This window comes from Streptomyces sp. NPDC048523, from assembly GCF_043199815.1.
In the GTDB taxonomy this organism is placed as follows: domain Bacteria; phylum Actinomycetota; class Actinomycetes; order Streptomycetales; family Streptomycetaceae; genus Streptomyces.
This window is the reverse complement of the sequence record NZ_JBICWQ010000005.1, coordinates 189,754-203,069: the sequence shown is the minus strand read 5'-3', so window position 1 is coordinate 203,069 and position 13,316 is coordinate 189,754. Positions and strand designations below refer to the sequence as shown.

Sequence of the window (13,316 nt, the reverse complement as noted above, 5' to 3'; positions counted from 1 at the left end):
GCCCTCTGTTCACCGCGCCCGAAGTGACGCTAGCGTGGAGCCACCTTTGTACACGCGGGAGCTCGGAGCACCGGGCTGAGAGGGCGCTGACCTCCGTCCCAGCGATGTTTCACGTGGAACGTCATCTCGACCGAGTGATGTTCCCCACGAAGCGTCGGCAGACGGAAGCCGCTGCGTCGACCGCCGAACCTGTTACCGGGTAATGCCGGCGTAGGGAGTAGGTCTCATGACCATCAAGGACGCGCGCACGCCTGCCTCCGACCAGCTCGACGGGGAGGCCGGGAAGTCCACCGGCTGGCACAAGGCGTACATCGAGGGCTCTCGCCCCGATCTGCGGGTGCCGGTCCGTCAGGTGCACCTCACCAACGGGCAGTCGGTCACGCTGTACGACACGTCGGGCCCGTACACCGATCCGCTCACCGAGACGGACGTCCGCCGGGGCCTCGTGCCACTGCGGGAGAACTGGATCATCGCCCGCGGGGACACCGAGGAGTACGCGGGCCGTCCCATGCGCCCGGAGGACGACGGGATCAAGCACACCTCACCGCGGGGTGGTCTCCGCAACCTCGACGCGGTCTTCCCGGGGAGGTCCCGCCAGCCGCGCCGTAGCCGTGACGGCAAGGCGGTCACGCAGCTCGCCTACGCCCGCCGCGGCGAGGTCACACCGGAGATGGAGTACGTGGCCATCCGGGAGAACGTCTCTCCCGAGGTCGTGCGTGAGGAGATCGCGGCGGGGCGCGCGGTGCTGCCGGCGAACGTCAACCACCCGGAGATCGAGCCGATGATCATCGGCAAGCGGTTCCTGGTGAAGGTCAACGCCAACATCGGCAATTCCGCGGTGACCTCCTCCATCGAGGAGGAGGTCGAGAAGATGACCTGGGCGACCCGGTGGGGAGCCGACACGGTCATGGACCTGTCCACCGGCCGCAACATCCACACCACCCGCGAGTGGGTGCTGCGCAACTCCCCCGTCCCCATCGGCACGGTGCCGCTCTACCAGGCTCTCGAGAAGGTCGACGGTCGCGCCGAGGAGCTGACCTGGGAGATCTACAAGGACACGGTCATCGAGCAGGCCGAGCAGGGCGTGGACTACATGACGGTCCACGCGGGCGTGCGCCTGGCGTACGTACCTCTGACCGCGAACCGCAAGACGGGCATCGTCTCGCGCGGCGGCTCGATCATGGCGGCCTGGTGCCTCGCGCATCACAAGGAGTCGTTCCTGTACGAGAACTTCGAGGAACTGTGCGAGATCCTCGCCGCCTACGACGTCACGTACTCGCTGGGCGACGGCCTCAGGCCCGGCTCGATCGCGGACGCCAACGACGAGGCGCAGTTCGCGGAGTTGCGCACGCTCGGGGAACTCAACCGGATCGCGAAGCGTTTCAACGTACAGACCATGATCGAGGGCCCGGGACACGTCCCGATGCACAAGATCAAGGAGAACATCGACCTTCAGCAGGAGATCTGCGATGAAGCTCCGTTCTATACGCTCGGCCCGCTGACCACCGACGTCGCGCCGGCCTACGACCACATCACCTCCGGCATCGGTGCCGCGATGATCGCCTGGTGGGGCACCGCGATGCTCTGCTACGTCACGCCCAAGGAGCACCTGGGCCTGCCCAACCGTGACGACGTCAAGACGGGTGTCATCACCTACAAGATCGCCGCCCACGCGGCCGACCTCGCCAAGGGACACCCAGGCGCCCAGGAGTGGGACGACGCCCTCTCCGACGCCCGCTTCGAGTTCCGCTGGGAGGACCAGTTCAACCTGGCCCTCGACCCCGACACGGCCCGGGAGTTCCACGACGAGACCCTCCCGGCCGAACCGGCCAAGACGGCCCACTTCTGCTCCATGTGCGGGCCGAAGTTCTGCTCGATGAAGATCTCCCAGGACATCCGCCGCCGTCACGGCGGCAGTCAGGAGGAGATCGAGGAGGGGATGGCGCAGAAGTCGAAGGAGTTCGCGGCGGCGGGCAACCGGGTCTATCTGCCGATCGCCGACTGATGTAGGCGAGCCGTCGGCGGGTGGCCCGTGGCCGGGTCTTCGGCTTGCGCTCCCCGCGGTGGGGGCGCAAGCCGAGGGACTGCCGGGAGTTACTCCGGCTGGTGTTCCGGCCCCCCGAAGTCCGGGCTGGTGTAGTCCGGGCTGGTGAAGCTCGGGCGGGCACCGGAGGCTCCGTCGTCCGGGCTGCTGAAGCCCGGGCGGTCGTAGCCGAGGCTGGGCATCCGGCTGGGCGGTGCGGGCGGTGCCGTGTGGTGCAGTGCGGCGGTGCCGGGATCGGCGAGGGCGTCTCTGAGGAAGGGGAGCAGGCCGCGTTCCAGCAGGGCCTCGCGCCAGGCGTCCTTCGCCCGTGCCACCTCCTCGCTGAGTTCGCCGTACGCCGCGTCCGGCGAGGGCCGGTTGTGCAGTGCGGTGAGCAGCAGGCCGCAGGCGGCGACCAGGATCGCGGCCGCGGTCAGGGCGCCGAACACCCATCCGATAGTGATCATGGCGTGGGCGAACGCCGGCGGTGGGCTGAGCATCTGGAGGACGTAACCCACGAGCAGGAAGATCGCCGCGGCGATTCCGGCGAGGACGGGCGTCAGAACGGCGGCGACGGCGACGGCGCCCGCACCGGCGTTCTCGGCGACCTCTCCCATGGTGGTGGCGAGCCCCATCGCACCCGTGCCCGAATCCGCGGGGCGGGGTTCGTGGACGGACGACAGGGTGGACGGCGTCGACGGGCGGCGCTGTTCCTCGCGGACCTTCACGTAGTGCTGGTACTCGGTCGCCGCGGCCGCCGTGATGAGCGCGGTGGCGTTGAGGGCCATGGTGCGCAGCTGTTCGGGATTCAGCCGCTGTCCGACCGCGGCCAGTTCGGGACGGTGTGGTGCGGAGCGCAGCGCCTCGTCGAGGATCCGCTCGTACTCCTGGCGGTCCTCGCTGTGCAGGTGCTGCGGAACGCTGTTCATGTGCATCCCCCGATGCTCCGTAGGGCTTGGGGCTCGCATGCGAACGAGCCGTCGGGCAGAAACGGAGGGGAGCCTGCTACGGATAAGCAGATGGTAGAGCGGGCACGGCACAGGGTGACAGGGGGTTTCCAGAAATTGGCCTCTGGCCTGCGCGGTCGACGGTCGGTCCGTCCTGGGGGAATGTTTGCCCTGTGAAGGGTCAGATATCCAGGGGCAGTTGCTGGACCAGCAGTTTTCCGGCCATGGTCACCCCGCCGTCCATCGCGATGGCCAGTCCGTCGGCGTAGACGTGCGGTCCCTCGACCACCGGGCCGGAATCCTCCTTGTCGTCCTCGGAGCCCACTTCGCCGAGCAGATAGGGGATCGGGCTGTGGCCGTGCACGATGCGGGTGCCGCCGTATGTGTCGAGCAGGGAGCGCACATGGTCGGCGCCGCCTTCGTCACGGAAGGAGAAACGCTTGGTGAACTTGCGGAACAGGTCCCAGACCTCGTCCGCGTCATTGCGCGTGATGGTCTCGCGGACGGTGTCGTTGACCGCCTCGATCGAGTCGCCGTAGTCGAGGTAGGCGGTGGTGTCGGAGTGCACCAGCAGATGTCCGTCGACCTCCTCGACGGCGTCCAGGCGGGACATCCACTGCAGGTGGTGGTCCTGGAGGCGGTCCATGTCGGTCTTCTGCCCGCCGTTGAGCAGCCAGGCCGCCTGGAAGGTGGCGGTGCCCGCGCCGGAGTTGACCGGCGTGTCGCCGAACCGCTTGGCGCCGATCAGCAGCAGCTCGTGGTTGCCCATGAGGGCCTTGCAGTAGCCGCCCGCCGCCGCGGCCTCCGCGGACAGCCGCATGACGAGGTCGATGACGCCGATGCCGTCGGGCCCGCGGTCGGTGAAGTCGCCGAGGAACCACAGCCGGGCGGTGCCCGCGCACCAGTTGCCCGCGGCGTCGACGAGACCCTTCTCGTGGAGTGCGGCCATCAGTTCGTCGAGGTAGCCGTGGACGTCGCCGACGACGAACAGCGGGCCGGGACCCTCTTCCGCCCGCTCGGCGGGGTCGGCGGCCGTCTGGAGCCCGTCACCGTGGTCGATGACCGGCAGGTCCTGCTCGGTGGGGGTGTATCCCTCCGGGTAGGCATCCTGGGCCGGGACGACGTCGCCGGGGTGCGTGCTGTGGCCGTACGGACCGGTCTCGTTGACGTACGCGGGCACCCGGAAGTCGCGCAGCACCGCCGTGCGCTCCACCTCGGGTCCCTGACCGGCCCCCTGAGTCATCAGACCCCTCCACCATCGCGCCGCATCTGCACCGCTTCGGACTGCCTGGTCGCAGCGGCCCGCGGTGTCGTGGGCCCATCATAGGAATGCGGATCGCGCCATGTGATGACCCAGGGGTGGTGAATCGGAGCAAGACTCCTGTTCATCGCGGCATTCGCCCCGTTTGGACCGGGCTTCGACCCCGCCGACCGTCTCCCGGCTACTCCTCCTCGGGCGACCGTGGCGGGCTGACCGTCGTGCGCGGGGCCCGCCGCTGGGACGAGGTGCGCACGATCAGCTCCGTCGGTATCACCTGCTCGACCGGTTGGTCCGATGCGACCCCTTCGATGGCATCGATGAGGAGCTGGATCACGGCCGTGCCGATGCGGCGGGGCTTGAGGGAGAGCGTGGTGACGGGCGGCTCGGTGCTGGCGTACACGGTGGACTCGCTGCAGCAGACGATCAGCAGGTCGTCCGGGACGCGCAGTCCGTAGCGGCGGGCGGCGGCCAGCAGGTCGGTGCCGTTCGGGTCGAACAGGCCGTAGACGGCGTCCGGTCGGTCCGGGCGGGCGAGCAACCGGTCGGCGGCGACGGCGCCCGCGCACGGATCGTGCGCCGGGTAGGCCTCGTAGACCGGATCCTGGCCCACTCGCTCGCACCAGTGCAGATACGCGGTGGTCGACAGATGGGTGTACGTGTCCGTCGTCGTCCCGGTCAGCAGGCCGATGCGGCGGGCGCCGGCGGCGGCCAGGTGGTCGAGGATGCCGAGGACGGCGGCCTCGTGGTCGTTGTCGACCCAGGCGGTGACCGGCAGCGACCCGGCCGGGCGGCCGTCCGACACCACCGGCAGCCCCTGCCGGACCAACTCGCTGACGACCGGGTCCTGGTCGGACGGGTCGATGACCACCGTGCCGTCCAGGGCGACGTTCGACCAGACGTCGTGGCGCGAGGTCGCGGGGAGGATGACGAGGGCGTAGCCGCGGGCGAGCGCGGCGGAGGTGGCGGCGCGCGCCATCTCGGCGAAGTACGCGAACTCGGTGAAGGTGAAAGGTTCATCCCCGTACGTGGTCACGGTCAGGCCGATGAGTCCCGACTTGCCGGTACGGAGGGTTCTGGCCGCGGCCGAGGGGCGGTAGCCCAGTCGGTCGGCGACCTCCCTGACATGGCGGCGGGTGGCGTCCGGGAGCCTGCCCTTTCCGTTCAGGGCATCGGAGACGGTCGTGATGGAGACTCCGGCGGCGGCGGCCACGTCTCTGATGCCCGCCCGGCCCGGCCGACTGCCTCGACGTGAGGTTTCCGCGCGGCTCACCTGGTGCTTCCCTGCTGCTGTCATGGCGAGCCGATAGTAGGGCTCATGTGGTGGGGTAGGGCGGACGCATATGCACGCGTTGACAGGCACGTTTCTGCAAGGTCATCTCCTACCAACTACCTGCGAAACAAAGTCAGTTAAACGATCCAATGGCACTACGTAACTTGTCGGCACGCATGGGCCTGCCAAGTTCCCGATGTTTCGAAGAGGTCTCAACTCACCTTCACGGGTGACGCGCGCTACGGCGTGAGCCACCGGCGCATAGATATATGTGACCGCGCCCCCTGATTCGTCTGCCTTCGTACGGTGATGCCCCTGATGCCGGTGGGGCCGATGAGGTTGGTTCTCGCCTGTACGCAGTGGCGCCCAATCCTCATAAGGTGAGCAGTATTGGAAGCCGGCTGCCGGAGTCGGCCGCCATGCGTCGGTGGTCATGAGGAGGACTGCGGTGAGCGAGACAAGCCCCAAGCTGCGTGCCGAGCTGGAGGGGATCCCCACGTACAAGCCGGGCAAGCCCGCCGCTGCCGGCGGTCCGGTGGCCTACAAGCTGTCCTCCAACGAGAACCCGTACCCGCCGCTGCCGGGCGTGCTCGAGACCGTGACGGCCGCGGTCTCCACCTTCAACCGCTACCCGGACATGGCCTGCACGGGCCTGATGAACGAGCTGTCCGAGCGCTTCGGTGTCCCGCTCTCCCACCTGGCCACCGGCACCGGCTCCGTCGGCGTCGCCCAGCAGCTGGTCCAGGCGACCTCGGGACCGGGCGACGAGGTGATCTACGCGTGGCGGTCCTTCGAGGCGTACCCGATCATCACGCAGATCAGCGGTGCCACCTCGGTGCGGGTACCGCTGACGGCGGGCGATGTGCACGATCTGGACGCGATGGCCGACGCGATCACCGAGCGGACCCGGCTGATCTTCGTCTGCAACCCCAACAACCCGACGGGCACGGTCGTGAGGCGGGCCGAGCTGGAACGGTTCCTCGACCGGGTGCCCAGTGACGTACTGGTGGTGCTGGACGAGGCCTACCGGGAGTTCATCCGGGACCCCGAGGTGCCGGACGGCGTGGAGCTGTACCGCACGCGGCCGAACGTCTGTGTGCTGCGTACCTTCTCCAAGGCGTACGGGCTCGCCGGCCTCAGGGTCGGTTTCGCGATCGCCCACGAGCCGGTGGCCGCGGCGCTGCGCAAGACGGCGGTGCCCTTCGGGGTGAGCCAGCTCGCACAGGAGGCGGCGATCGCCTCGCTGCGCGCCGAGGACGAACTCCTGGGCCGGGTCGGCTCGCTGGTCTGTGAGCGCAACCGTGTGGTGGAGGGGCTGCGGGCCCAGGGCTGGACGGTGCCGGAGACCCAGGCCAACTTCGTCTGGCTGCGGCTGGGGGAGCGCACGGTCGACTTCGCGGCGGTGTGCGAGCAGCACGGCGTGGTCGTACGGCCCTTCGCGGGCGAGGGTGTGCGCGTGACGGTCGGCGAGGCCGAGGCGAACGACATCTTCCTGAAGGCTGCGGAGGGCTTCCGCAAGGAGTTCTAGCTCACACCGGCCGCGCGTCTGCGCAGGTCGGGGCAGGTCAGCAAGGGGGGTCCCGGCGGTAATCGGGACCCCCCTTCGGCTATCGAAAGCAGGTGCGGCATACTGGGCTTGTGAATGTGAACGCTTTCACAAGCGGTCGCTTCACCCGCATTTGTTCCACAAGCCTGTGAGGTAAGGAGCGGCGACGTGGACCTGGCTCTGGCGCCGGAAACCCTGGCGCGCTGGCAGTTCGGCATCACCACCGTCTACCACTTCCTGTTCGTCCCCCTGACGATCTCCCTGGCCGCCCTCACGGCAGGCCTCCAGACCGCCTGGGTGCGTACGGAGAAGGAGAAGTACCTCAGGGCCACCAAGTTCTGGGGCAAGCTCTTCCTGATCAACATCGCGATGGGGGTTGTCACCGGCATCGTGCAGGAGTTCCAGTTCGGCATGAACTGGTCCGACTACTCGCGCTTCGTCGGCGATGTCTTCGGCGCCCCGCTCGCCTTCGAGGCCCTGATCGCCTTCTTCTTCGAGTCCACCTTCATCGGCCTGTGGATCTTCGGCTGGGACAAGCTGCCCAAGAAGATCCACCTGGCCTGCATCTGGATGGTCTCGATCGGCACGATCCTGTCGGCGTACTTCATCCTCGCGGCCAACTCGTGGATGCAGCACCCCGTCGGCTACCGGATCAACAAGGCGAAGGGCCGCGCGGAACTCACCGACTTCTGGGCGGTGCTGACCCAGAACACCGCGCTCGCCCAGGTCTTCCACACGATGGCCGCCTGCTTCCTGACCGGCGGCGCCTTCATGGTCGGCATCGCGGCCTGGCACCTGTTCCGCAAGAAGCACATCCCCGTGATGAAGACCTCGCTGCGCCTCGGCCTGGTCACCGTGGTCATCGCCGGCATGCTCACCGCGATCAGCGGTGACACGCTCGGCAAGGTCATGTTCAAGCAGCAGCCGATGAAGATGGCGGCCGCCGAGGCCCTGTGGGACGGTCAGGACTCCGCACCCTTCTCGATCTTCGCCTACGGCGACGTGGAGAAGGGCCACAACAGCGTGGCCATCGAGATCCCGGGCCTGCTGTCCTTCCTCGCCAACGACGACTTCACCTCGTACATCCCCGGCATCAACGACGTCAACAAGGCCGAGCAGCAGAAGTACGGACCCGGCGACTACCGGCCCAACATCCCCGTCACCTTCTGGGCCTTCCGCTGGATGATCGGCTTCGGCATGACGTCCTTCGCCGTCGGCCTCGCCGGACTCTGGCTGACCCGTAAGAAGTTCATGCTCCCGCAGCACCTGAGGGTCGCCGAGGACGAGGTGCCGCATCTGGTCCTCTTCAAGAACAAGGCCCTCAGCCCCAAGCTCGGCAGGCTCTACTGGCTCGTGGCGATCTGGACCCTGGGCTTCCCCCTGATCGCCAACTCCTGGGGCTGGATCTTCACCGAGATGGGTCGCCAGCCATGGGTCGTCTACGGCGTCCTGCAGACCCGGCACGCCGTCTCCCCCGGCGTCTCCCAGGCCGAGGTCCTCATCTCGATGCTCGTCTTCACGGCTCTGTACGCCATCCTCGCCGTCGTCGAGGTCAAGCTGCTCGTGAAGTACGTCAAGGCCGGCCCGCCCGAGCTCTCCGAGGCCGACCTCAACCCGCCCACGAAGATCGGCGGCGACACCAGTGACGCCGACAAGCCGATGGCCTTCTCGTACTAGGCCGAGGGAGATCGAGTCATGGAACTTCACGACGTCTGGTTCGTGCTCATCGCCGTCCTGTGGACCGGCTACTTCTTCCTGGAGGGCTTCGACTTCGGAGTCGGTGTCCTCACCAAACTGCTCGCCCGCGACCGGGCCGAGAAGCGCGTCCTGATCAACACCATCGGTCCCGTCTGGGACGGCAACGAGGTGTGGCTGCTGACGGCGGGCGGCGCGACCTTCGCCGCCTTCCCCGACTGGTACGCCACCCTGTTCTCCGGCTTCTACCTGCCGCTGCTGGTGATCCTGGTCTGCCTGATCGTCCGCGGTGTCGCCTTCGAGTACCGGGCCAAGCGGCCCGAGGAGAACTGGCAGCGCAACTGGGAGACGGCGATCTTCTGGACCTCCCTCATCCCGGCGTTCCTGTGGGGCGTGGCCTTCGGCAACATCGTGCACGGGGTGAAGATCGACCAGCACTTCGAGTACGTCGGCACGCTCTGGGACCTGTTCAACCCGTACGCCCTGCTCGGCGGACTGGTGACGCTGACGCTGTTCACCTTCCACGGGACGGTGTTCACGGCTCTGAAGACCGTCGGGGAGATCCGGGAGAGGGCACGGAAGCTGGCACGCTGGGTCGGCCTGTTGGCCGCCGGTTTGGCACTGCTCTTCCTGCTCTGGACTCAGGTCGACAAGGGCGACGGCAAGAGTCTGGTCGCGATGGTCGTGGCGGTCGCCGCCCTGGTTGCCGCGCTGGCGGCCAACGGGGCCGGACGGGAAGGCTGGTCGTTCGCGCTGTCAGGCCTCACCATCGTGGCCACGGTGGCGATGTTCTTCCTGACGCTGTTCCCGAACGTCATGCCGTCCTCGCTCAACGCGGACTGGAGCCTGACGGTCACCAACGCCTCGTCGAGCCCGTACACCCTGAAGATCATGACGTGGCTGGCGGCCATCGCCACTCCCCTCGTGATGCTCTACCAGGGCTGGACCTACTGGGTGTTCCGCAAGCGCATCGGCACCCAGCACATCGCCGAAGCCGCGCACTGAGCCCGATGCGGGGCATGTTTCACGTGAAACATGCCCCCTGAGAAGAGGGTGTGTTTCACGTGAAACCGATCGACCCGCGCCTGCTTCGATACACCCGGGCCACCCGCCGCTTCCTGGTGGCCGTCGTCGGCCTGGGTGGCATCGGGGCCCTGCTGGTCATCGCTCAGGCGATGCTCGTCGCCGAGATCGTGGTCGGCGCGTTCCAGCATGGTCTGACGAGCGCCGGACTCCGCACTCCCCTGCTGCTGTTGGCGGCCGTCGCCGTCGGCCGTGGAATCGTCGCCTGGCTCACCGAACTCGCCGCACACCGGGCGAGCGCGGCAGTGAAATCAGAGCTGCGGGGACGGCTGCTGGAGCGGGCCACCGCACTGGGGCCCGGGTGGCTGAGCGGGCAGCGGACGGGATCACTGGTCGCCCTCGCCACCAGGGGAGTCGACGCCCTCGACGACTACTTCTCGCGCTATCTCCCCCAGTTGGGGTTGGCGGTGGTCGTGCCGGTGGCGGTGCTGGCGCGGATCGTGACCGAGGACTGGGTCTCGGCGGCCATCATCGTCGGCACCCTGCCTCTCATTCCGGTCTTCATGATGCTGATTGGCTGGGCCACGCAGTCCCGGATGGACCGTCAGTGGCGGCTGCTGTCCCGACTGTCCGGGCACTTTCTGGATGTCGTCACGGGACTGCCGACCCTGAAGGTGTTCGGCCGGGCCAAGGCACAGGCCGAGTCGATCCGGCGCATCACCGGCGAGTACCGGCAGGCGACCATGCGGACGCTGCGCATCGCCTTCATCTCCTCCTTCGCCCTGGAGTTGCTGTCCACGCTCTCGGTGGCGCTGGTCGCCGTGACGATCGGGATGCGTCTCGTCCACGGCGAGATGCACCTGTACGACGGCCTGGTCATCCTCATCCTGGCTCCCGAGGCGTATCTGCCCCTGCGGCAGGTGGGCGCGCAGTATCACGCGGCGGCGGAGGGGCTGGCCGCCGCCGAGGAGATCTTCGCGGTGCTGGAGACACCGGTACCGGCATCGGGTACGGCTGCGGTGCCCGCCGGTGCGCTGGCCTTCGAGCAGGTCACGGTCAGGTACCCCGGCCGTTCCGGGGACGCTGTCACGGACGTCTCCTTCGAGGTCGCACCCGGGGAGACGGTCGCGCTGGTCGGGCCCAGCGGGGCGGGCAAGTCGACGCTGCTGAACGTCCTGCTGGGATTCGTGCGGCCGGCCGAGGGGCGGGTGCGGATCGGGGGAACCGATCTCGCCGAAATCGACCTGGAAGAGTGGCGGTCGCGCATCGCGTGGGTGCCGCAGCGGCCGCAGCTCTTCGCCGGGACGATCGCCGAGAACGTACGGCTGGCACGACCCGACGCCGAAGAGACCGCGGTACAGCGGGCGTTGGCGGACGCGGGGGCGCTGGAGTTCGTCGACGCCCTTCCGCTGGGGTCCGACACCGTGCTCGGCGAGGACGGGGCCGGGCTGTCCGCAGGCCAGCGGCAACGGCTCGCGCTGGCCCGGGCGCTTCTCGCGGACCGTCCGGTACTGCTCCTGGACGAGCCGACCGCGGCGCTCGATGGAGCCACCGAGGCAGAGGTCGTGGCGGCGGTACGGCGGCTGGCGGCCGGGCGGACGGTGCTGTTGGTGGTGCACCGGCCGGCGTTGCTCGGGGTGGCGGACCGGGTGGTGCGGCTGGCGGAGCCTGCGGCACCGGCACCGGCTCCGGTGGACGGAATGGCCAGGACGCCCACGGTACGCACCGTCGAGGAAAGCGGCCCCGCTTCCGCCGAGCCCGGGACGACCGAGCTTGCGCCGCAGGAGCGCAGTGTTCTCGCCCGCGTCCGCGGCATGTCCGGCCCCCGACGAGGCCGGCTCGCGCTCGCGTTGCTGCTAGGAAGCCTGGCGCTCGGCAGCGCCGTGGGTTTGATGGCCACCTCCGGGTGGCTCATCTCGCGGGCCTCGCAGCAGCCCCCCGTGCTGTATCTGATGGTGGCCGTGACGGCGACCCGCGCCTTCGGGATCGGGCGGGCCGTGTTCCGGTACGCGGAGCGGCTGGTGTCCCATGACGCCGTGCTGCGCATGCTCGCCGACACCCGGGTCGCCGTGTACCGGCGCCTGGAGCGGCTGGCACCCGCCGGTCTGCGTACGGCCCGCCGGGGGGATCTGCTCTCGCGGCTCGTGTCCGACGTGGATGCCCTCCAGGACTACTGGCTGCGCTGGCTGCTGCCCGCCGGTGCCGCCGTCGTGGTGTCGGCGGCCTCCGTGGGTTTCACCGCCTGGCTGCTGCCGGAGGCCGGTGCCGCGCTGGCCGCGGGCCTGCTGGCCGCCGGTGTCGGTGTCGCGCTTCTCACGGGAGCCGTCGCCCGCCGGGCCGAGCGCAGGCTCGCCCCCGCCCGCGGGGAACTGGCGACCTGCGTGACCGATCTCCTCACCGGGACCGCGGAGCTGACCGTCGCCGGCGCCCTGCCCACCCGTGCCGCTAAGGCACGGCGGGCCGACGGCGTCCTCACCCGGATCGCCTCCCGCGCCGCCACCGCCACCGCACTCGGGGACGGCCTCACCGCCCTGATCTGCGGCCTGACCGTCACCGCCACCGCCCTCGTCGGCGCCCAGGCGGTCGCCTCCGGGCGGCTCGGCGGCGTCGCCATGGCTGTCGTCGTGCTCACTCCGCTGGCGGCCTTCGAGGCCGTCCTCGGGCTCCCGCTCGCCGTGCAGTACCGCCAGCGGGTCCGCAGGAGCGCGGAACGCGTCCACGAAGTGCTGGACGCGCCCGAGCCGGTACGGGAGCCGGAGCACGCCCGGCAGGCGCCCGCCTCGCCGTTCCCCGTCGTCCTCGAGGGACTGACCACCCGGCACCAGGGCCAGGACCGGGACGCGCTCGTGGGCCTCGACCTGACCCTCACGCAGGGCCGCAGAATCGCCGTGGTCGGCACGTCCGGTTCCGGCAAGACGACACTCGCCCAGGTGCTGTTGCGCTTCCTGGACGCGGCCGCCGGCACCTACACCCTGGGCGGCGTGGACGCCTACGGGCTGCACAGCGACGACGTACGGCGGCTGGTGGGACTGTGCGCCCAGGACGCGCACCTCTTCGACAGCTCGGTGCGCGAGAACCTGCTCCTCGCGAAGAAGGACGCCAGCGAGGAGGAACTGCGGGACGCGCTGCGGCGGGCCCGTCTGCTCGACTGGGCCGAGAGCCTGTCCGACGGGCTCGACACCCTGGTCGGCGAGCACGGGGCGTGGCTGTCCGGCGGTCAGCGCCAGCGGCTCGCACTGGCCCGGGCGCTGCTCGCCGACTTCCCCGTCCTCGTGCTGGACGAGCCCGCCGAGCATCTCGACCTGCCCACCGCCGACGCGCTCACCGCCGATCTGCTGGCCGCCACCGAGGGCCGTACGACACTCCTCATCACGCACCGTCTGGCAGGACTGGAGTCGGTGGACGAGGTGGTCGTACTCGACCAGGGGCGGGTCGTGCAGCGGGGTGCCTGCGCGGAGTTGGCGGGTGTGGAGGGGCCGTTGCGGACGATGGTCCAGCGGGAGGCGGAGTCGGAGCTCCTGGTGGCGGCACGCGGGGTGCCGGTCGGCTGA

Annotated in this window: 8 protein-coding genes and 1 riboswitch; of the genes, 5 read left to right on the top strand and 3 right to left on the bottom strand. The window is 69.3% G+C overall.

Features of this window, described 5'->3' with window-relative positions; all coding sequences use genetic code 11:
• Window positions 1-44 precede the first annotated feature (44 nt).
• Window positions 45-234, top strand: a riboswitch (TPP riboswitch).
• Complete coding sequence (gene thiC / locus ACGFWE_RS26485; protein WP_393602211.1) at window positions 227-2,005, top strand: phosphomethylpyrimidine synthase ThiC; 1,779 nt, start codon at window positions 227-229, stop codon at window positions 2,003-2,005. It overlaps the preceding riboswitch by 8 nt.
• Before the next feature lie 89 nt (window positions 2,006-2,094).
• On the opposite strand, the gene ACGFWE_RS26480 is transcribed toward thiC, so the two are convergent.
• The 3 genes from ACGFWE_RS26480 to ACGFWE_RS26470 form a co-directional block, all read right to left on the bottom strand.
• On the bottom strand, window positions 2,095-2,958 hold the full coding sequence (locus ACGFWE_RS26480) for a hypothetical protein (protein ID WP_393602209.1): 864 nt from the start codon (window positions 2,956-2,958) through the stop codon (window positions 2,095-2,097).
• A 193-nt stretch (window positions 2,959-3,151) separates the two neighbouring features.
• Window positions 3,152-4,213 (bottom strand): metallophosphoesterase, encoded by a 1,062-nt coding sequence (locus ACGFWE_RS26475; RefSeq protein ID WP_352391423.1) that lies wholly within the window; start codon window positions 4,211-4,213, stop codon window positions 3,152-3,154.
• Window positions 4,214-4,412: 199 nt separating this feature from the next.
• Window positions 4,413-5,525, bottom strand: a complete 1,113-nt coding sequence (locus tag ACGFWE_RS26470; protein WP_352391422.1) for a LacI family DNA-binding transcriptional regulator — start codon at window positions 5,523-5,525, stop codon at window positions 4,413-4,415.
• A 424-nt stretch (window positions 5,526-5,949) separates the two neighbouring features.
• Between ACGFWE_RS26470 and hisC the strand changes: the two genes are divergently transcribed.
• The 4 genes from hisC (at window position 5,950) to cydD (ending at window position 13,316) form a co-directional block, all read left to right on the top strand.
• Entirely contained in the window at window positions 5,950-7,029 is a 1,080-nt protein-coding gene (gene hisC / locus ACGFWE_RS26465; protein WP_393602207.1) for a histidinol-phosphate transaminase, read from the top strand.
• Window positions 7,030-7,215: 186 nt separating this feature from the next.
• Window positions 7,216-8,724, top strand: coding sequence for a cytochrome ubiquinol oxidase subunit I (locus ACGFWE_RS26460; protein ID WP_393602205.1), 1,509 nt, complete (start codon window positions 7,216-7,218; stop codon window positions 8,722-8,724).
• An 18-nt stretch (window positions 8,725-8,742) separates the two neighbouring features.
• A complete protein-coding gene (gene cydB / locus ACGFWE_RS26455) occupies window positions 8,743-9,747 on the top strand; it encodes a cytochrome d ubiquinol oxidase subunit II (RefSeq protein WP_352391419.1) in 1,005 nt (334 codons plus the stop codon).
• 59 nt (window positions 9,748-9,806) lie between these two features.
• Window positions 9,807-13,316, top strand: coding sequence for a thiol reductant ABC exporter subunit CydD (gene cydD / locus ACGFWE_RS26450; protein WP_393602202.1), 3,510 nt, complete (start codon window positions 9,807-9,809; stop codon window positions 13,314-13,316).